This is a genomic window from Pseudomonas sp. SDO5215_S409 (genome assembly GCF_054071325.1).
Genome location: NZ_JBSVWN010000059.1, coordinates 1 through 20,389, shown reverse-complemented (window position 1 = coordinate 20,389; position 20,389 = coordinate 1). Strand labels below are relative to the sequence as shown.

The window sequence follows — 20,389 nt, the reverse complement described above, 5'->3', positions numbered from 1 at the left end:
CGGTGTCCCCCTTCACCTCAACGGTCTGTGTAAACTGCCAGCGCTAGACCCAGGCTTCATGGGCAGGCTATTCAGGACGTCGGCCCCCGATTCATCCATGCGCTGCCGCAACGGCTCAAAGCGCTTTAACCCAACCTTTTTCGAGGCAAACGTGAATGTCGGTACAGATCGCAGTCATTGATGATTGGCAACGTGTGGCGAGCGGCGTGGTGGATTGGTCGGTGCTGGAGGCTGTGGGTCAGGTCCACTTCGTGCACGACTACCCGGCCGATACGCCGACGATGATTGAACGTTTGCAGGCGTTCGACGTGATTTGCGTGATGCGTGAACGCAGCATCTTTGACAAGGCGCTGCTGCAAGGCTTGCCCAAGTTGAAGCTGCTGGTGACCGGCGGCATGCGCAACGCGGCCCTGGATATTCCGGCGGCCAAAGCCCTGGGGATTCAGGTGTGCGGCACCGACAGCTACAAACACGCTGCGCCGGAGCTGACCTGGGCGCTGATCATGGCGTCGACCCGCAACCTGCTGGCCGAAGCCAACTCGTTGCGCGCCGGTGACTGGCAAATCGGCCTGGGCGGCGATCTGCACGGCAAGACCCTGGGGATCCTCGGTTTGGGCAGCATCGGGCAAAAAGTCGCGCGCTTCGGCCAGGCATTCGGTATGCAGGTGATCGCCTGGAGTGAAAACCTCACGCCTGAGCGGGCTGCCGAGTCGGGCGTGGCCTGGGTCAGCAAGCGCGAGCTGTTCGAGCAGGCCGATGTGTTGTCGGTGCACCTGGTGCTCAGCGAACGCAGCCGGGGCCTGGTGGACGCGCAGGCGCTGGGCTGGATGAAGCCGACCGCGCACCTGATCAACACCGCGCGCGGGCCGATCGTTGACGAGCCGGCGCTGATCCATGCGCTCACCCACGGGCATTTGGCTGGCGCGGCACTGGATGTGTTCGCCGAAGAACCGTTGCCGGTCGACCACCCGTTCCGTCGCTTGCCCAATGTGCTTGCCACCCCGCACGTGGGGTACGTCAGCCAACAGAACTATCGCCTGTTCTATGAGCAAATGATCGAAGACATCCAGGCCTGGTCCGCCAACGCGCCGATTCGCGTCCTCGGCTGACGCACCAACTTATTGCAGCGCCCGCGCCAATCACGCGCGGGCCTGCATTGTTTGCGCTATCGCAACGGTTACAAAGTTTTTGTCCTACAAAAAAGTCCTACAGCCCTCGCGGGCCAAGGAATCTGTCCTAGACTCATGACCGATGGGTCCGTTCCAAAACAAAAACCCCGCAAAAAATCGAAACTTTCAAACTCTGCCGCAGGTCAAGCTTTAAAGGTGACACGAGCACACACGGCGCCCGCCGAATGCCCGTTCGTCCAATCTATTGTTGATTTGAGCGCGACTGGCATACGCCTTGCCAGTCTGAGAATTGCTTGTGCGCCTGACCGCAGGATGCGGCGAATCATCGTTGATGGCGGCCAGCCATCAATCTACCAATGCAGGGGAGAGAGCTATGATCAGTGCCGGTTTGGAAACTCAGGGAGAGCGTTTTAGCAAGCCGGCGGGAGGTCCGACCGCGTTGGTCGACTTGCCTAACACGGTGAGGCCGGTGGTGAAACACAACCCCAATCGCAAAAAAGTGCTGTTTGTCACCTCCGAATTCGCCGACCTGATCAAGGCCGGCGGCCTGGGCGATGTGTCCGCCGCCCTGCCCCGGGCCATGGCCCATCTGCACGATGTGCGCGTACTTATTCCGGGCTACCCGCAGGTGATGGACAGCGACAACCCGATCCACATCGTGGGTGAGCTGGGCGGCCACGCGGCATTGCCGCCGTGCAAGATCGGGCGCATGGACCTCAAGGATGGCCTGGTGGTCTACGTGCTGATCTGCCCCGAACTCTACGAGCGCGAAGGCACGCCCTACGGCGCCAACAACGGGCGCGACTGGCCCGACAACCATATCCGCTTCGCACGCCTGGGCCTGGCCGCTGCCGATATGGCCGCCAACCTGGCACAGATCCACTGGCGTCCAGACCTGGTGCACGCCCATGACTGGCCGGCCGGCCTGGCCCCGGCCTACATGCACTGGCGCGGCTCACGCACGCCGACCCTGTTCACCATTCACAACCTGGCTTATCAGGGCGTGGTGAGCCTGGCGTCATGCCCTGAGCTGGGGATTCCGGACCACGCCCTGCAACAGGAAGGCATGGAATTCTACGGCAAGATGTCATTTCTCAAGGCGGGCATGGCCTATTCCAGCCACATCACCACCGTGAGTGCCACCTACGCCGCCGAGATCACCACACCGGAATTCGGCTGCGGGCTGGACGGGTTCCTCGCCGCCAAGACCCGCGACGGCCTGCTCAGCGGCATCCCCAATGGCATCGATGAAAGCTGGGAAGCCTCCACTGACACGCACCTGACTCACCCGTTCAACATCGGCGACTGGGAAGGCAAGGCCCGTAATGCCGACCATGTGCGCCAACTGTTCGGCCTGCAGGACTCCACCGGGCCGCTGTTTGCAGTGGTGTCCCGGCTGGTTTACCAAAAAGGCCTGGACCTGACCGAAGCGGTGGCCAGCAGCATCGTCGCGCAGGGTGGCCAGATCGCCATCATCGGCCGTGGCGAACCGGAAGCCGAGCAAGCCATGCGCGAACTCGCCCTGCGCTTTCCGGGCCAGGTGGGCGTACGCATCGGCTTTAACGAAACCGACGCGCGGCGCATGTTTGCCGGCAGCGATTTCCTGTTGATGCCCTCGCGCTATGAACCCTGCGGCCTGAGCCAGATGTACGCCCAGCGCTTCGGTTCATTGCCGGTGGCGCGTAATACCGGCGGCCTGGCCGACACCATCGAAGACGGCGTCACCGGGTTCCTGTTCGACGCGTCCACGGTGGAAAGCTTCGAAGGCGCCCTCACCCGCGCCTTCAAGGTGTTCGCCTACCCCGACCTGCTCAACGCCATGCGTTGCCGCGCCATGTCGGCGCCGTTCAACTGGTGCCAGGCGGTGGAGCCCTATGCCGAGCTTTACGAGCAATTGGTCGCCAAAGCACTGGGAAGATCGGGCAAGCAGTAAAAAGGGAGACCAGGTAAATGCCGTCACGGACAGAACAAAACTGGGCCCACGGCGCAATCATGCTGGACGCGCACCACACGCGTTTTGCCTTGTGGGCCCCCGACGCGTTTTACGTCAGCGTCGAATGTGAAGATGGCCGCTCGGCGGCCATGCTGCCCCAGGCCGATGGCTGGTTTGTGGTGCAGCTGCGCTGCCCGCCGGGCACGCGCTACCGCTACAACATCGACGGTGAACGGGAGGTGCCCGACCCGGCCTCCCGGGCGCAGCACACCGATGTGCATGGCTTGAGCGTGGTAGTTGATCCGCTGGCCTACACCTGGCGACACCGCCAGTGGCAAGGCCGGCCTTGGCATGAGGCGGTGATCTACGAACTGCACGTGGGGGCGCTGGGGGGCTACGCCGATGTCGAGGCGCAACTGCCGCGCCTGGCGGAGCTGGGCATCACCGCGATCGAACTGATGCCGCTCGCGCAGTTTCCCGGCGAGCGCAATTGGGGCTATGACGGCGTATTGCCGTACGCGCCGCACGCGGCCTACGGCACGCCGGAACAGTTGAAGCAACTGATCGACAGCGCCCACCACCACGGCATCGCGGTGATCCTGGATGTGGTCTACAACCACTTCGGCCCGGACGGCAATTACCTGGGCCACTACGCCAAGGGTTTCTTTCGCGAAGACGTACACACGCCCTGGGGCGCTGGCATCGATTTTGACCGCCCGCAAGTGCGTGACTTCTTCCTCGATAACGCCCTGATGTGGCTGCTCGAATACCGCTTCGACGGCCTGCGCCTGGACGCCGTGCACGCCATCGACAACCCGGGGTTTCTCAAGGCACTGGCACAGGGCATCCGCCAGCAGGTGGACCCAGACCGCCACGTGTGGCTGATCCTCGAGAACGAATTCAACCAGGCCAACCTGCTGGAGCACGACTTCGACGCGCAATGGAACGACGACGGCCACAACGCCCTGCACGTGTTGCTCACGGGCGAAACCGACGCCTACTACGCCGACTTCGCCAGCGACCCTACAGCCAAACTGGCCCGTTGCCTGAGCGAAGGGTTCATCTATCAAGGCCAGCCCACCCGGCACGGCAAGCCCCGGGGCGAACCCAGCGGCCACCTGCCGCCCAGCGCGTTCGTGCTGTTCCTGCAAAACCATGACCAGATCGGCAACCGCGCCCTGGGCGAGCGCCTGCACCAGCTGTGCTCGCCCCAGGCGCTGCAGGCGGCGACTGCGCTGCTACTGCTGTCGCCGATGATCCCATTGATGTTCATGGGCGATGAAATCAACGCCCAAGCGCCGTTTCTGTTCTTTACCGACCACCCCGGCGAACTGGCCGAGGCGGTCCGCGAAGGCCGGCGCAACGAGTTCGCCGAGTTTGCCGCCTTTAAAGACCCGCACCGGCGCGAACAGATCCCGGACCCCAACGCGCTGCAAACCTTTCGGCGCTCCATGCCCGGCCTTACCGATTGCAACGATGCCGGGCTGTATCGCCAACTGCTGAGCCTGCGCCACCAGCACCTCGTGCCGCACCTGCCTGCAAGCGTAGCGTTGGGCGCGCAGGTATTGGCCCCCGGCGCGGTGTCGGCACGCTGGCGCCTGGGCAACGGCCAGGTGCTGCAAATCGACCTGAACCTGGGCGCCGACCCCGTGCAGCACCCGGCCACGGGCCCCTTCATTTTCATGACCCACGGCGCGGGGGACGTGCACCTGCCGCCCGCCAGCGCCCGTGTCAGCCTGACCCATTCCCCTGTTGGAGAGCACCCTTGAGCGACGCGCAATTGGAAATACTCGCCAGCCGAGCGGGCTTGGCCGTTGATTGGATCGACGCCAACGGCCGCCCGCAACACGTACAGCCCGATGCCCTGCGTGCCGTGCTCAAAGGCCTGGGTCACCCGGCCGACAGCGACGCCGCCATCGAGGCCAGCTTGCAGGCACTGGAGCAAATCCAGCAGGACAAACACTTGCCGCCCTTGATGACCGTCGACAGCGGCAGCCCCCTGGACCTGGCCCGTTACTTCGCGCCCGGTACCCCATGCCAGGCGCGCCTGGAAGACGGCAGCACGCTTGAGCTGACCCTGGACGATCAGGCCAACCTGCCCGGCTCGCTGCCGGTGGGCTACCAACAGGTGCACATCGCCGGTCAACAGTTCACCCTCGCCGTGGCGCCCGCCCGCTGCTACAGCGTGGCCGAAGCGGTAGACACCCAAACCGCTCGCGCCTGGGGCCTGAGCGCCCAACTCTATTCACTGCGCCGCCCCGGCGACTGCGGTTTTGGCGACACCCAGGCGCTGGAGCAACTGGCCCGCGCCGCCGCCGAACGCGGCGCCGACGCCTTTGCCATCAGCCCGATGCACGCCATGTTCAGTGCCGACACCCAGCGCTACAGCCCGTATTCGCCGTCGAGCCGGCTGTTTCTCAACAGCCTGTATGCCTCCCCGGGCTGCATCCTGGGGGACGGCACCGTGCGCGCCGCCCTCGACACCAGCGGCCTGGCCACGGAGCTGCAAGACCTCGAGCAACAAAGCCTGATCGACTGGCCCGCTGCCGCCAAAGCCAAGCAGCGCCTGCTGCGCACGCTGTACGACGACTTCCGCCAGGGCAACCACCCGCAATACGCCGACTTCCTGAGCTTTCGCCAATCCGGCGGCGAAGCCCTGGAAAACCACTGCCGGTTCGAAGCGCTGCAAGCCCAGCGCGCCGCCGACGGCGAAAGCCTTGATTGGCGCCACTGGCCCGATGCATGGCGCACGCCCCATAGCCCGGCGCTGGCGCAGTTTGCCGAAGAACACGTCGACGAAATCGGCTTTTATGCCTTCAGCCAATGGCTGATCGCCCGCTGCCTGGCGCGTGCGCAACAGGCCGCACGCGGCAGTGGCATGGGCGTAGGACTGATCGCCGACCTGGCGGTGGGCGCCGATGGCGGCGGCAGCCAGGCCTGGAGTTTTCAGGATGAACTGCTCGCCGAGCTGACCGTGGGCGCACCGCCCGACATCCTCAACCGCTCGGGCCAAGGCTGGGGGATTTCCGCGTTTTCCCCCGAAGGCCTCAAGCGCAACGGCTTTCGTGCGTTCATCCAGATGCTGCGCGCCAACTTCGCCCACGCTGGCGGGCTGCGCATCGACCATGTCATGGGCCTGCAGCGCTTGTGGGTGATCCCCATGGACGCCGCCCCCAAAGACGGCGCCTACCTGTATTACCCCGTGGACGACTTGCTGCGCCTGCTTACGCTGGAATCGAGCCGCCACCAGGCCATCGTCCTCGGCGAAGACCTGGGCACCGTGCCCGATGGCCTGCGGGAAAAACTCAGCGCCCGCTCGATCCTGGGCATGCGCGTGTTGCTGTTTGAACAGGATTACGAAGGCCGCTTCAAGCCGATCCTCGACTGGCCCGACAACGCACTGGCCACCACCAGCACCCACGACCTGCCCACCCTCAACGGCTGGTGGCACAGCCGCGATATCGACTGGAACATCCAGCTGGGCCTGATCGACACCCCCACCGTGGAGCACTGGAGCGAACACCGCCAGCGCGAGCGCCAGTCCCTGCGCCAGGCGTTAAGCCAGGACCCGCAAAACTTCACCGACGAAGTGCGCAACGAAACCGACCACGTGATCGACGCCAGCGTGCGTTACCTGGGCCACACGCGCGCGCCGCTGGTGCTGCTGCCGCTGGAAGATGCGCTGGGCAGCGAAGAACAGCCCAACCTGCCCGGCACCACCGACACCCACCCCAACTGGCGGCGCCGCTTGCCGGGCCAGGCCAGCAGCCTGCTGGACGATGCGAACGCCGCACGCCGCCTGGAACTGCTGGCAGTTGCGCGCCTGCAAGCGCACGAGCGTGACCGATGAACGCGCCCACGCTACGGGCCACCCAGCGCCTGCAATTTCATAAAGGCTTCACCCTGAACGACGCGGTGCCGCTGGTGCCGTATTTCGCCCGGCTGGGCATCAGCCACCTGTACGCCTCGCCGTTGCTCTGCGCACGCGCAGGTTCCCTGCACGGCTACGACGTGGTCGACCCCACCCGCGTCAACCCGGAACTGGGCGGCGAACAGGCGCTGCGCCGGTTGGTGGCGGCGCTGCGCGAACACGGCATGGGGCTGATTCTCGACATCGTCTCTAACCACATGGCGGTCGGCGGCGCCGACAACCCCTGGTGGCTGGACCTGCTCGAGTGGGGCCGCTTGAGCCCCTACAGCGAATTTTTCGACATCCAGTGGCACTCGCCCGACCCGCTGCTCAAAGGCCAACTGTTGATGCCGTTTCTGGGCAGCGACTACGGCGAGGCGCTGCAATCGGGCCACCTGCCGCTGCGCTTTGACGCCGACCAGGGCAGCTTTTATGTGGAGCACTACGCGCACCGTTTTCCGGTGTGCCCGCGCGACTACGGCGACCTGTTGCCCTTCAAGGAACTGGCCGATCCCTTCGCCCAACTCGCCTACCAGGACGACGCCCACACCCGCGCCCACGCCTTGAAACAGGCATTGGCCGACGCCGCCCGCAACCCGGACACACGCCAGGCCATCGAACACCATTTGCGCACGTTCGACGCCCAAACCCCTGAAGGCTTCCAGCGCCTGCATCACCTGCTGGAGCAACAAACCTACCGCCTGGCCAGTTGGCGCACCGCGGCGGACGACATCAACTGGCGGCGGTTTTTCGATGTCAACGAACTGGGCGGCCTGCGCGTCGAACGCTCGGCGGTGTTTGAAGCCACCCACGGCAAAATCTTCCAGCTGATCAGTGAAGGCCTGGTGGACGGCCTGCGCATCGACCACATCGACGGCCTGGCCGACCCGAGGGGTTATTGCCGCAAACTGCGGCGCCGGGTCGACGCCCTGGCGCCCGGGCGGCACCTGCCGATCTTTGTCGAAAAAATCCTCGGCGACGGTGAAACCCTGCGCGAAGACTGGCAAGTCGACGGCACCACCGGCTACGAATTCATGAACCAACTGTCGTTGTTGCAGCACCACCCCGCAGGCCTGGCTCCGCTGGCCGCGCTGTGGACACGCCACACCGGGCGCCCCGCCGCGTTTATCGAGGAAGCCCGGTTGGCCCGCCAGCAGATCCTCAACGGGTCGCTTGCCGGTGATTTTGAAAGCGTGGCCCAGGCCCTGTTGCAGGTGGCCCGCGGGGACGTGATGAGCCGCGACCTGACCCTGGGCGCGATTCGCCGCGCCTTGCAGGCCCTGGTGGTGCATTTTCCGGTGTACCGCACCTACATCAGTGCGCGGGGCCGCAGTGCCCACGACGATGTCTTCTTCCAACACGCCATGAGCGGCGCCCGCGACACCTTGAGCGAGGCCGACTGGCCGGTGCTCGACTGCCTGGGGCAATGGCTCGGCGGTCAAGCCTGGCGAACCCTCCCGCCGGGCCAGGCGCGCAAACTGCTCAAGCATGCGTGCGTGCGCTTCCAGCAACTGACCTCACCGGCCGCCGCCAAGGCGGTGGAAGACACCGCGTTTTATCGCTCGGCGGTGCTGCTGTCGCGCAACGACGTGGGGTTCAGCACCGAACAGTTCAGCGCCCCGCTGGCAGACTTTCATGGCGCCAATACGCAGCGCCTGCACACCTTCCCCGATAACCTCTTGGCCACAGCCACCCACGACCACAAGCGCGGCGAAGACAGCCGCGCCCGCCTGGCCGTGCTGAGCGAATGCGCCGAGGCCTTCGCGGCCCAGGTCGACCATTGGCGCGCGCTGGCCCAGCCACTGCGCACCGATGCCGACACACCGTCAGCGGGCGACGAACTGATCCTTTATCAAGTGCTGCTGGGCAGTTGGTCCGTTGCAGACGAACCCACCGCCGACTACCACCCACGCCTCTGGCAATGGCAACAGAAAGCCCTGCGCGAGGCCAAGTTGCACAGCAGCTGGAGCGCGCCCAACGCGCAATACGAGCAAGGCGTCGAGGCGTTTCTACACAGGCTGTTGCTGGAAGACACCGGCGCGCCGCTGCGCCATGCCATCGCCACCGCCGCGCAGCGCATCGCCCCAGCCGGTGCCGTCAACAGCCTGGCTCAAACCTTGCTGCGCATGACCGTGCCAGGTGTACCCGACCTGTACCAGGGCGATGAGTTCTGGGACTTCAGCCTGGTCGACCCGGACAACCGTCGCCCCGTGGATTACACCGCCCGGCAACAGGCGCTGGACACCCCGCCGGACGTAGACGCGTTGGTGGTCAACTGGCGGAACGGGCACATCAAGCAAGCCTTGATCGCCCAGGTGCTGAACCTGCGCAAACGCCATCCCCGGCTGTTTAGCGAAGGCACGTATCAGCCCCTGGACGTGATCGGTGCGCACGCCGACCGGGTGGTTGCTTTCTGTCGGCACTATCAGGGAACACAGCTGGTGGTGGTGGTGCCGCGCTGGCCCCAGGCACTGCTTGAAAACGGTGAGCGTCCCCATATCCCCGCGCCGGTTTGGGGCGATACCCGCGTGCAATTACCGTTCGCCGCGCCACAGCAAAACTGGAAGGGACTTTTGCGAACAGGCGCAGTCACACCAGACAAGGAGCTGTTGGTCAGCGCTGCCCTGGAGCATTTCCCGGTCAATGTCTTTATCGATTCTGATGATCAAGAAAGCTGAAATTTCCTCTGAGGAGCATGGCGATGAGTACCGAAGACAAGCGCGTCCGTGAATTCGCGTATCAGATCTGGGAGTCCGAGGGCAAACCCGAGGGCCAGGAGGCGCGTCATTGGGAAATGGCCCGCAAGCTGGCCGAAGCCGAAGCCTTGACGCCCAGCAAACCCAAGCCGAAAACACCGCCCAAACCCAAAGCCGCCCCGGCAAAGCCTGCGGCAGAGAAAAAGCCCCGAGCGCCGCGCAAGCCCGCCAGCTGACCTTGCGGGGGGTGGGTGCAGGTGTGCCTGCGCGCACCGACCCTGTGCTTTTCAACGTGAACCTTTATTTAACCCGACCCCGCGTCGGCATGGCCTCGTTCGGCCCGGAAAACGTCATTGCAGGAGCGCTTTAAATGAGTAAAACAGACAAGACCGAGCACGAACCCTCGCGCATTCGTGAAGGCCTGCCCTTCCCCCTCGGTGCCACCTGGGACGGGCTGGGGGTCAACTTCGCCCTGTTTTCCGCCAACGCCACCAAAGTCGAGCTGTGTATTTTTGACGACACGGGCGAAGTCGAGCTCGAACGCATCGAACTGCCCGAATACACCGACGAAACCTTCCACGGCTACCTGCCCGACGCCCACCCCGGGCTGATCTACGGCTACCGCGTGCACGGCCCGTATGACCCGGCAAACGGTCACCGCTTCAACCCCAACAAATTGCTGATCGACCCCTACGCCAAACAGCTGGTGGGCGAACTCAAATGGTCTGAAGCGCTGTTTGGCTACACCATCGGCCACCCCGATGCCGACCTGAGCTTTGACGAGCGCGACAGCGCGCCCTTCGTGCCCAAGTGCAAGATCATCGACCCCGCCCACACCTGGGGCAACGACCAGCCGGTGCGGGTGCCGTGGGACCGCACGATCATCTACGAAACCCACTTGCGCGGCTTCACCATGCGCCACCCGTCGGTGCCCGACAACGTGCGCGGCACCTGCGCCGGGCTGATGGTCGACGACGTGCTCAAGCACGTGCGCCAACTGGGCGTGTCCTCGGTGGAACTGTTGCCGGTGCACGCCTTTGTCAACGACCAGCACCTGCTGCAAAAAGGCATGACCAACTATTGGGGCTACAACAGCATCGCGTTTTTTGCCCCCGACCCGCGCTACCTGGCCAGCGGCAAAATCGCCGAGTTCAAGGAGATGGTCGCGCACCTGCACGAAGCCAAGCTGGAAGTGATCCTGGACGTGGTCTACAACCACACCGCCGAAGGCAACGAGCAAGGCCCCACCCTGTCGATGCGCGGCATCGACAACGCCTCCTACTACCGCCTGATGCCCGACGACAAGCGCTACTACATCAACGACTCCGGCACCGGCAACACCCTGGACCTAAGCCACCCGTGCGTGCTGCAAATGGTCACCGATTCGCTGCGTTACTGGGCCAGCGAGATGCACGTGGACGGCTTCCGCTTTGACCTGGCGACCATCCTGGGGCGTTACCGCGAGGGCTTTGACGAGCGCCACAGTTTTCTCGTGGCCTGCCGCCAGGACCCGGTGCTGCGCCAGGTAAAAATGATCGCCGAGCCCTGGGACTGCGGCCCCGGTGGCTACCAGGTGGGCGGCTTCCCGCCAGGCTGGGTGGAATGGAACGACCGTTTCCGCGACACCGTGCGGGCATTCTGGAAAGGCGACGACGGCCAACTGGCCGACTTTGCCGGGCGCATGACCGCCTCCGGCGAGATGTTCAACCAGCGCGGCCGCAGGCCCTACAGCTCGGTCAACTTCATCACCGCCCACGATGGCTTCACCCTGCATGACCTGGTGTCCTACAACGACAAGCACAACGAAGCCAACGACGAAAACAACCAGGACGGCAGCAACAACAACCTGTCCTGGAACCATGGCGTCGAGGGCCCTACCGACGACCCGCAGATCAACGTGCTGCGGCTGCGCCAGATGCGCAACTTCTTCGCCACCCTGCTGCTGGCCCAGGGCACGCCGATGATGGTGGCCGGTGACGAGTTCGCCCGCACCCAGCACGGCAACAACAACGCCTATTGCCAAGACAGCGAGATCGGCTGGATCAACTGGGCGCTGGACGAAGACGGCAAGTCGCTGCTCAAGTTCGTCAAGCGCCTGATCAAGCTGCGCCTGGCCTACCCGATTCTGCGACGCGGGCGCTTTTTGGTGGGCGACTACAACGAAGACATCGGCGTCAAGGACGTGACGTGGCTGGCGCCCGACGGCCACGAAATGAGCACCGAACAATGGCAAGACAGCCATGGCCGGTGCCTGGGCATGCTGATGGATGGCCGCGCCCAGGAAACCGGGATTCGCCGCCCGGGCGCCGACGCCACCCTGTTGCTGGTGGTGAATGCGCATCACGACATGGTCAACTTCCGCCTGCCGCCGGTGCCCGAAGGCGGGTTCTGGACCTGCCTGCTCGACACCAACCAGCCGACCGTGCGGGGCCAGGAGCGCTTCGACTTCGATCACGAATACGCCGTGACCGGCCGCTCGCTGCTGCTGTTCGAGCTGCAGCACGAGGACGAGGTGTGAAATGGCCCTGCCTGCCGGTTTTCAGGACCCCGTGAACCCCATCGACACCCACGCCTTGGGCGTGGCCTTGCGGGCGCTGGTAGCGCAAGGCCTGGAAACCTTGCCGTTGCCCGGCGGCGGGCGCACGTTGCAGCGCTTCAGCCGCCTGGCTGAGGTGGCCGGGCTTGACCTGGGCCTGTGCAAGTTGTTCGAGGGCCACACCGACGCACTGGCGATCCTCGCCGAACTCGACGGCCCCACCCCGCCCGCCGCCAGCACCTGGGGCATGTGGGCAGCGGAACCGCCAGCGGCGCGGGTGCGCGTGCGACGAGACGGCGAGCGCCTGTGGCTGGCCGGTCGCAAGGCTTGGTGTTCGGGGGCGGCGGTGGTCAGCCACGGCCTGCTCACGGCCTGGGACGAGGAGGACCGCCAGCAACTGGTGGCGGTGGACATGCACCAGCCCGGCGTGACGGTAACCCGCGAAGGCTGGGCGGCGGTGGGCATGGCCGCCACCGGCAGCGTCGAGGTGGTGTTTGACAATGCCTGCGGGCGGGCGGTGGGCGGCCCCGGCGACTACCTTGCCCGGCCGGGCTTCTGGCACGGCGGGGTCGGCATTGCCGCGTGTTGGTACGGCGGCGCACAACGCCTGGCCGAAGCCTTGCGCGAGCACTGCGCCCAGCGCAGCGAGCCGCATGCCCTCGCGCACCTGGGCAGGGTGGACAGCGCCTTGCATGGCGCGGCCTGTGTGCTGCGAGCGAGTGCCGTGCAGATCGACCGACACCCCTTGGCCGACGCGCGCGAGCTGGCCCAACAGGCACGCGCCTGTGTCGAAGAAGCCGTCGAACAGGTGATCCGCCACGTGGGCCGCGCCTTGGGCGCCGGGCCTTATTGCAAAGACCCGCACTTCGCCAGGCTGATCGCCGATTTGCCGGTGTACGTGCGCCAAAGCCATGCCGAGCGCGACCTCGCCGCGCTCGGCCAACAGGTGGCCGAACACCCCACAGGGAGGTGGCAGTTATGAAACCCAACCCCATCGTTGGCCAGGGCACGTCGCTGCATCAATGGCAGGCCTCATGGCACTTGGCGCAATTGCCCTGCGTGGACATTGCCCAACTGGTGCCCGACGGCCATCGCGCGGTGATCATCGCGCCGCACCCGGACGACGAAGTGCTCGGTTGCGGCGGCCTGCTGCAAGGCCTGGCCGAGCTGGGCCGCGCCCTGCTGCTGATCTCGGTCACCGATGGCAGCGCCAGCCACCCGGGCTCGCGTCGCTGGCCGGTGGAGCGCCTGCAAGTGGTGCGCCCGCAAGAATCGGCGCACGCGCTGCGTCGCCTGGGCCTGCCGTTACACAGCCTCAAATGGCTGCGCGCCGGGTTCCCCGACAGCCGCGTGGCCAGCCGTGAAGCGGCCTTGGGGCAATTTATCGAGCGCCACCTCAAGCCCGGTGACGTGGTGTTCACCACCTGGCGCGAGGACGGCCACTGCGACCACGAAGCCGTGGGCCGTGCCAGCGCCAAAGCCGCACGGGCGGTGGGCGCAACGCTGCTGGAATTGCCGGTGTGGACCTGGCACTGGGCAACCCCCGAAGACCGCCAGGTGCCCTGGCACCGTGCGCGCAAAGTGCCGCTCACCCCAGAGGCCGTGGCGCGCAAACGCCATGCCATCCATGCCTTTGCCAGCCAATTGGAAGGCGACCCGCAGATCGGCCTGCCGCCGGTGTTGGCGCCCTACGTGCTGGACCGCCTGCTGCAACCCTTTGAAGTGGTGTTCCTGTGAGCGTGACCACGCCCTACTTCGACCAGTTGTTTGCAGGCAATGACGACCCGTGGGCGTTTCGCCAACGCTGGTACGAACAGCGCAAGCGGGCGCTGACCCTGGCCGTGTTGACGCGGCCGCAGTATCGCGCAGTCTTCGAGCCCGGCTGCGCCAATGGCGAGTTAAGTGCCGCCCTGGCGCCCCGTTGCGCACACCTGCTGTGCTGTGACACCGCGCAGGCGGCGGTAGACCTGGCCCGGGCGCGGCTGCACGGGGTGGCCCACGCCCGCGTCGAGCAATGGCGTTTGCCCGCGCAGTGGCCCGCCGGGTCGTTCGACCTGATCGTGCTCAGCGAACTGGGCTACTACCTCGACGCCCAGGACCTGGCCCAGTTGATCGAGCGGGCGCAGGCCTCACTGAGCCCGGACGGCCAGTTGCTGGCATGCCATTGGCGCCCGGCGATCGAAGGCTGCCCGCAGACCGCCGACCAGGTGCATGCCGCGCTGCACCAACGGCTGGGCCTGCCGCGCCTGGTACACGTTCATGACGACGATTTTCTGCTCGACCTGTGGAGCCGCGACGACGCCTCGGTCGCAACGCAGGAGGGGCTGCGATGATCGGCATCTTGATCCCCGTGCACAACGAAGAAGCGCTGCTGGGTGAATGCCTGCAAGCGGCAATGACCGCCGCCTGCCACCCGGGCCTCTTGGGCGAAACCGTGGTGATCGTGGCCGTGCTGGACAGTTGCAGCGACCGCAGCGCCGAGATCACCCGGGCCTATCAGGTGCACAGCCTGCACGTGCAGGCACGAAACGTGGGGCACGTGCGCGGCGTGGGCACGCGGCACTTGCTCAATCAAGGCGCCCGCTGGATCGCCTGCACCGACGCCGACAGCCGCGTGGCCCCGGACTGGCTGGTGGCGCAACTGGCCCTCAAGGCCGACGCGGTGTGCGGCACCGTGACGGTGGACGCCTGGAGCGAAGACTTCGGCCCGGCGGCGCAGGTGCGCTACCACCAGGCCTATCAGGCCCGTGACGGTCATCGTCATATACATGGGGCCAACCTGGGGTTCAGCGCCGCCGCCTACATACAAGCCGGTGGTTTTGAACCGCTGGCCTGCCATGAAGATGTGCAACTGGTGCTGCAACTGGAGCGCAGCGGCGCGTGCATCGCCTGGAGTCATTCGCCGCAGGTCATCACCAGCGCCCGCCTGGACTGCCGGGCACAGGGCGGCTTTGGCGATTATTTGAAGGGGTTGGTGCACGCGTTATAAAAAAAACCCGTCAGGCAGGCCAGCCCGGGCCAATCGTTGACTATGCTCAACAGCGCTTGCACGGCACTCCAGGGTTGGAACGCCGGTACGGCGCAACGTGTTTGCGCCCCACTCAGCGTCGTCCCACGCACGGGTACGGCCTTGTATGACCGCACAACAAGGATGTGAAACACATGAAGCCTGCCCCCCTGAGCGAGGCCCGGCGTGGCCCGGTGCAAATCTGGAACAGTGCCCCGCAATTATCGAAAGTCCCGGCGATCAGCCTCGCCAACCTGGTGCCTGCGGGCACGCGGGTGGTGGTGATCGCCCCGCACCCGGGCGACGAAGTCCTGGCGTGCGGTGGCCTGTTGCAATTGCTCAGCACCCTGGACTACCCCTTGCAACTGATCTCGGTCACCGACGGCAGCGCCAGCCACCCGGGCTCCCACCTGTGGCCCGCCAAGCGCCTGAGCGTGGTGCGCCCCCAGGAAAGCGTCGAAGCGCTGCGCCGGCTCGGCGTGCCGCTGCACAGCCTGAAGTGGATTCGCGGCGGGTTCGCCGACGACGCCCTGGCGGCGCACGAACAACCCTTGAGCCAGTTCATCGCCCGCTACCTGCAACCGGGCGACGTGGTGTTCACCACCTGGCGCAACGACGGCAAGGACGACCACGACGCGGTCGGTCGTGCCAGCGCCAAAGCCTGTGCCCTTAGCGGCGCGCACCTGTACGAACTGCCGATCTGGGCCTGGCACCTGCCTGCCCGCGAAGGCTTGGTGATCCCCTGGCAACGGGCGCGCAAGGTACGCCTGGACACCTGGAGCGTGGCCCGCAAGCTGCACGCCACCCACGCCTACGCCAGCCAACTGGTCGGCGACCCGGCGATTGGCCTGGCGCCGATGATGGCGCAAGAGCTGCTGGAGCGCATGCGCGAGCCCTACGAGATCGTGTTTGTGTAACGCCGAACTGGTCTGTACCTGTTATTTCTGACAGTGGCGCCCCCCGAATCTGTGGTTATGGTTCAAACCGTGCTGCACCGCTTGAGGTGCAGTCGAGAAAGCCATGCCAACCCCTTGCATTGGCCAATGATTTGCGTCGCAGGCAACCCGTAGTTCCTGACCCGTATCGTGCATCCGTTGCCATGAGCTGAAGGTCGCCTGCCCCGCAGGCGCTGCCCTTGCGCGAGGATGCATCATGAGCACAACGTTCGTACCGTTGAAGTACCTGGGTGTGTGTATTGCCTCGATGGCCCTGCTGGCGGTCGACCCGCCCACCGTCAAGGCCGCGTGCACCCTCGCCGTCACCGCAGGCGATGACCAGAACACCTGCGACAGCGCCAGCGCCCCGGGTTTCACCGACCTTGACGGCAATAACAGCCTGACCTTTCCCGCCGCCGGCAACGGCGTGATTACCGGCAATATCCTGTACGGCGCCGGCAACGACCTGGTGCAGATGGATGCAGACACCGCACGCATCAACGGCGCACTGAACCAGGGCGACGGCGCCAATATCTTCCGGCTGAACCTGGGCACCGTCACCGGCAGTGTCACCCAGGGTGCCGGGATGGACGTGGTCCAGATCAGCGGTGGACAGGCAGGCGCCATCAGCCAGGGCGCGGGCATCGACAGTTTCTCCATGAGCGGCGGCACCATTGCCTCCCTCGCCCAAGGGGATGGCCTGGACACTTTCAACATGAGCGGTGGCACCATCACCGGCGCCTTTGAAGACGGCGACCAGGCCGTGATGACCGGCGGCACCATTGGCCGGGTCGACATGAAGCTGGACAACAACCTGTTCGACATGCGCGGTGGGCGGATCATCAACAACCTGGTGACGGGGTTTGGCAACGACACCATTCTGATCTCCGGCACCAGCACCATCGGCGGCAACATCAGCACCAGTGGCGGCACGGACATCGTCGAGGTCCGAGGCGGGGTCATCAACGGCCAGATCCTGACCAGCTTTGGCGACGACCACTTCACCTGGGACACGGCGGGTGAAATCCACGCCTTTATCCTGATGGGCGCCGACAACGACACCGCACTGCTCAAAAACCTGACCGACACGCAGCTGTCCACCACGCCCTTGCTGGACGGCGGCGTGGGCAACGACACCCTCACGTTCGACAACACCCAGGCCTCCACGCCCGGGCGCTACGCCAACTGGGAAACCGTGCGGCTGGACAACGGCTCGCGGTTGACCCTGGGCGGCACCTTTGTGCTGGGCGACACGGGCAGCGGCACGGGCACCCTGGCCATCGACGGGTCCAGTGCGCTGCGGGTCGACACCGGCGTGATCAGCCCCTTTACCGCAGGGCAACTGACCACGGTGAACAACAGCGGCCTGATCGACATGACCACCGCCAGCACCCGCGCCACCGACAGCCTGACCATCAACGGCAACTACACCGGCAATAACGCCTCACTGGCGCTGCAAAGCATCCTCGGTGCCGACGGCTCGCCCAGTGACAAACTGGTGGTCAGCCAGGGCGTGATGCAAGGCACCACCGCCATCAGCATCACCAACCTGGGCGGTGCGGGCGGCTTGACCGTGCAAGACGGCATTCAAGTGGTGCAAGCCACCCAAGGCGCCACCAGCAGCGCCGGTGCGTTTTCCCTGCGGGGGACGGTGTCGGCCAGCGCCTTCGATTACTACCTGTTCAAGGGCGGCGTGGCACCTGGCACCGAGCAGAACTGGTATTTGCGCTCCACCGTCCCGGTGGCGCCGCTGCCCACCCCCGAAGCGCCGGTGGTGCCCCTGCCGGAACCGGCGCCCGACACACCCACCCTGCCCCCGCCCGGCCCGGAACCCATCGTGATTTACCGTCCCGAGGTGCCGGTTTACTCGGTGCTGTTTCCCGCCGCGCAGCAAATGGTGCAGGCCATGCTCGGCACCTACCACACACGCCTGGGGGATCAAAGCCAGCAACGCAGCAGCGGCGCACTCCCGGCGGGCTGGGGCCGGGTGTATGGCGCCAGCACGCGCCAGTCGTATGCAGGCACGGTCAACCCACGGCTGGACAGCACATTGTCGGGTTTCCAGGTGGGCAGTGACCTGTACGCCTGGACCGACGAGGCCGGGCTCACCCAGCGGGTGGGGTTTTTCGTCGGCCATGGCCGCCTCAAAGGCAATGTCGACGGGTTTAACGGCGGTTTCGAGCACCGCGACGCAGGCAAGACCACCTTGCGCGGCGACAGCCTGGGGGTGTACTGGACGCTGATCGGCGCCCAGCGCGGCTACATCGACCTGGTGCTGATGGGCACCCGCTTTGACGGCACCAGCGAGTCCGACCGGGGCGTCAAGCTCAAGACCCGCGGCCATGACGTGCTGGGCTCAGTGGAAGCGGGCCTGCCGCTGCGGGTGTCCGAGGCCTGGGAGCTGGAGCCGCAAGCCCAGGTGATCGTCAACCGCACCCGGTTCGACAGCCAGCACGACGGCCTCTCCAAAGTGGCGTTCGACGCCGACACGCAAGTGACCACCCGCCTGGGCGTGCGCCTGCGCGGCAATTACTGGGTGAGCGGCCTGCCGTTGCAACCCTACGTGCGGGTCAACGTCTGGCACGCCGCGTCGGGCACCCAGCGGGTCATCTTCAACGACGTGACCGACATCGACACGGAACAAAAGTCCACCACGCTGGACCTCAACGTCGGCGCCACCTTGGAGGTGGCCGAAGGCGTCAGCCTGTATGGCCAGGTGGGCTACAACCGCAACCTGGACAGCCAGTCACTGGACGGCCGCGCAGGCACGCTGGGTGTGCGGATCGCGTTCTGACACCGCTTGTGTATCGCAGTGTGTCCGGGGGCCACTGCGATACACAGTCTTTAACCCGGCGATCTTTTTGAAACACAGCGGATACAGCACCGCGGTCAACTGTAGGCCAGGCACCCCACTCGCCGAAGGAGACCCACCATGAGCCCACAATTGCCCCAAAAACACGGTTTCAAGCCCCGCCACCTGCTCGGCACTTCGCTGCTGGCCTTTGCCCTGTTGCAGTTCGGCGCCGTCGGCGTGGCCAGCGCCCAGGCGCAAGCGACCCCGGCCGCCAGCACACACGCAGGGCTTGGCGCGCTCAAACATGTAAAGGCAGGTTTGCTGGATGTGGCCTACGCCGAGGTCGGCCCGGCCAAGGGCCCGGTGGTGATCCTGCTGCACGGCTGGCCCTACGACATTGACAGCTACGCCGAGGTTGCGCCCCTCCTCGCGGCCAAGGGCTACCGGGTACTGGTGCCCTACGCCCGAGGGTATGGCGACACCCGCTTCCTGTCGGACCAGACCCTGCGCAACGGCCAGCCAGCGGCGCTGGCCAGCGACGTGATCGACTTCATGGACGCCCTGCACATCCAGCAAGCCGTGCTCGGCGGCTACGACTGGGGCGCCCGCTCGGCCGACATCGTCTCGGCGCTGTGGCCGGAGCGGGTCAAGGCCCTGGTGTCGGTCAGCGGCTACCTGATCGGCAACCAGGCCGCCGGCAAAAACCCGCTGCCGCCCAAGGCCGAGTTGCAATGGTGGTATCAGTTCTACTTCGCCACCGACCGCGGCGCCGCCGGCTACGCCAAAAACACCCACGACTTCGCCAAGCTGATCTGGCAAATCGCCTCGCCCCAATGGGCCTTCGACGACGCCACCTTCGACCGCAGCGCCAAAGGCCTGGACAACCCCGACCACGTCGCCATCTCGATCTTCAACTACCGCTGGCGCCTGGGCCTGGTCCAGGGCGAAACCCGCTACGACCCGCTGGAACAAAAACTGGCCACCGCGCCGTCCATCGGCGTGCCGACCATCACCCTTGAAGGCGACGCCAACGGCGCCCCCCACCCCCAGCCCGAGGACTACGCCAAGCGCTTCACCGGCAAATACGAGTTCCGGCTGATCAGCGGCGGCATTGGCCACAACCTGCCGCAGGAAGCGCCACAGGCGTTTGCCAAGGCGATTGTGGATGCGGATCACTTGTAACTTACAAACCCCTGCCCGCCCGAACCTGAAGCGATGGCGTACCTGTGACTGCAGGTACGCCGTTGTCCGTTAGATGAACCTCGCGCAGGAGCGTGTCAGGTGTCGCAAGGTAAGGGGGCAGCGATTTCGGACGGCCCCCAAAGATGCCCAAGGGGGGCGCCGTCGCCAAGATAGACGCTTAGCCAAATCAATAAGAGGTCGACGTTCCTGGCTAGTGTGCTGTTCGCGAAATAAATTTCTGAGTAATTCGTCTACACTTCAAACGT

General features: G+C 65.5%; 14 protein-coding genes. All 14 read left to right on the top strand.

Annotation, left to right across the window (positions count from 1 at the left end; translation table 11 throughout):
• The first annotated feature begins 155 nt into the window (after positions 1–155).
• The 14 genes from ACW9H9_RS23910 (at position 156) to ACW9H9_RS23845 (ending at position 20,123) form a co-directional block, all read left to right on the top strand.
• Positions 156–1,109 carry a D-2-hydroxyacid dehydrogenase family protein gene (locus tag ACW9H9_RS23910; RefSeq protein WP_457345675.1) on the top strand — a complete coding sequence of 318 codons (954 nt, stop codon included), beginning with the start codon at positions 156–158 and terminating at the stop codon, positions 1,107–1,109.
• A gap of 394 nt (positions 1,110–1,503) precedes the next feature.
• Positions 1,504–3,063, top strand: coding sequence for a glycogen synthase GlgA (gene glgA / locus ACW9H9_RS23905; protein WP_457345674.1), 1,560 nt, complete (start codon positions 1,504–1,506; stop codon positions 3,061–3,063).
• A 17-nt stretch (positions 3,064–3,080) separates the two neighbouring features.
• On the top strand, positions 3,081–4,832 hold the full coding sequence (gene treZ, locus ACW9H9_RS23900; protein WP_457345672.1) for a malto-oligosyltrehalose trehalohydrolase: 1,752 nt from the start codon (positions 3,081–3,083) through the stop codon (positions 4,830–4,832).
• Positions 4,829–6,913 carry a 4-alpha-glucanotransferase gene (gene malQ / locus ACW9H9_RS23895; protein ID WP_457345671.1) on the top strand — a complete coding sequence of 695 codons (2,085 nt, stop codon included), beginning with the start codon at positions 4,829–4,831 and terminating at the stop codon, positions 6,911–6,913. The genes treZ and malQ overlap by 4 nt, the downstream gene beginning before the upstream one ends.
• A complete protein-coding gene (locus ACW9H9_RS23890; protein WP_457345669.1) occupies positions 6,910–9,651 on the top strand; it encodes a malto-oligosyltrehalose synthase in 2,742 nt (913 codons plus the stop codon). Before malQ ends, ACW9H9_RS23890 begins: the two co-directional genes overlap by 4 nt.
• 23 nt (positions 9,652–9,674) lie before the next feature.
• On the top strand, positions 9,675–9,905 hold the full coding sequence (locus ACW9H9_RS23885; protein ID WP_457345668.1) for a DUF2934 domain-containing protein: 231 nt from the start codon (positions 9,675–9,677) through the stop codon (positions 9,903–9,905).
• 134 nt (positions 9,906–10,039) lie between these two features.
• Positions 10,040–12,187, top strand: coding sequence for a glycogen debranching protein GlgX (glgX, locus tag ACW9H9_RS23880; RefSeq protein WP_457345667.1), 2,148 nt, complete (start codon positions 10,040–10,042; stop codon positions 12,185–12,187).
• A 1-nt stretch (position 12,188) separates the two neighbouring features.
• Positions 12,189–13,187 carry an acyl-CoA dehydrogenase family protein gene (locus ACW9H9_RS23875; RefSeq protein WP_457345666.1) on the top strand — a complete coding sequence of 333 codons (999 nt, stop codon included), beginning with the start codon at positions 12,189–12,191 and terminating at the stop codon, positions 13,185–13,187.
• Complete coding sequence (locus ACW9H9_RS23870) at positions 13,184–13,942, top strand: PIG-L deacetylase family protein (RefSeq protein WP_457345664.1); 759 nt, start codon at positions 13,184–13,186, stop codon at positions 13,940–13,942. The genes ACW9H9_RS23875 and ACW9H9_RS23870 overlap by 4 nt, the downstream gene beginning before the upstream one ends.
• Positions 13,939–14,538, top strand: coding sequence for a methyltransferase (locus tag ACW9H9_RS23865; protein ID WP_457345663.1), 600 nt, complete (start codon positions 13,939–13,941; stop codon positions 14,536–14,538). Before ACW9H9_RS23870 ends, ACW9H9_RS23865 begins: the two co-directional genes overlap by 4 nt.
• Positions 14,535–15,194, top strand: coding sequence for a glycosyltransferase (locus tag ACW9H9_RS23860; protein ID WP_457345662.1), 660 nt, complete (start codon positions 14,535–14,537; stop codon positions 15,192–15,194). The genes ACW9H9_RS23865 and ACW9H9_RS23860 overlap by 4 nt, the downstream gene beginning before the upstream one ends.
• Positions 15,195–15,367: 173 nt before the next feature.
• Entirely contained in the window at positions 15,368–16,129 is a 762-nt protein-coding gene (locus ACW9H9_RS23855) for a PIG-L deacetylase family protein (protein WP_457345661.1), read from the top strand.
• Between the two features lie 235 nt (positions 16,130–16,364).
• Positions 16,365–18,941 (top strand): autotransporter family protein, encoded by a 2,577-nt coding sequence (locus ACW9H9_RS23850; RefSeq protein WP_457345660.1) that lies wholly within the window; start codon positions 16,365–16,367, stop codon positions 18,939–18,941.
• Positions 18,942–19,079: 138 nt separating this feature from the next.
• Positions 19,080–20,123 (top strand): alpha/beta fold hydrolase, encoded by a 1,044-nt coding sequence (locus tag ACW9H9_RS23845; protein WP_457345659.1) that lies wholly within the window; start codon positions 19,080–19,082, stop codon positions 20,121–20,123.
• Positions 20,124–20,389 lie beyond the last annotated feature (266 nt).

What these genes read in the sequence shown, in the direction of transcription:
- ACW9H9_RS23910 (WP_457345675.1), top strand. Translation starts at nt 156, where the DNA reads ATGTCGGTACAGATCGCAGTCATTGATGATTGGCAACGTGTGGCGAGC.
- glgA (WP_457345674.1), top strand. Translation starts at nt 1,504, where the DNA reads ATGATCAGTGCCGGTTTGGAAACTCAGGGAGAGCGTTTTAGCAAGCCG.
- treZ (WP_457345672.1), top strand. Translation starts at nt 3,081, where the DNA reads ATGCCGTCACGGACAGAACAAAACTGGGCCCACGGCGCAATCATGCTG.
- ACW9H9_RS23890 (WP_457345669.1), top strand. Translation starts at nt 6,910, where the DNA reads ATGAACGCGCCCACGCTACGGGCCACCCAGCGCCTGCAATTTCATAAA.
- ACW9H9_RS23885 (WP_457345668.1), top strand. Translation starts at nt 9,675, where the DNA reads ATGAGTACCGAAGACAAGCGCGTCCGTGAATTCGCGTATCAGATCTGG.
- glgX (WP_457345667.1), top strand. Translation starts at nt 10,040, where the DNA reads ATGAGTAAAACAGACAAGACCGAGCACGAACCCTCGCGCATTCGTGAA.
- ACW9H9_RS23875 (WP_457345666.1), top strand. Translation starts at nt 12,189, where the DNA reads ATGGCCCTGCCTGCCGGTTTTCAGGACCCCGTGAACCCCATCGACACC.
- ACW9H9_RS23870 (WP_457345664.1), top strand. Translation starts at nt 13,184, where the DNA reads ATGAAACCCAACCCCATCGTTGGCCAGGGCACGTCGCTGCATCAATGG.
- ACW9H9_RS23860 (WP_457345662.1), top strand. Translation starts at nt 14,535, where the DNA reads ATGATCGGCATCTTGATCCCCGTGCACAACGAAGAAGCGCTGCTGGGT.
- ACW9H9_RS23855 (WP_457345661.1), top strand. Translation starts at nt 15,368, where the DNA reads ATGAAGCCTGCCCCCCTGAGCGAGGCCCGGCGTGGCCCGGTGCAAATC.
- ACW9H9_RS23850 (WP_457345660.1), top strand. Translation starts at nt 16,365, where the DNA reads ATGAGCACAACGTTCGTACCGTTGAAGTACCTGGGTGTGTGTATTGCC.
- ACW9H9_RS23845 (WP_457345659.1), top strand. Translation starts at nt 19,080, where the DNA reads ATGAGCCCACAATTGCCCCAAAAACACGGTTTCAAGCCCCGCCACCTG.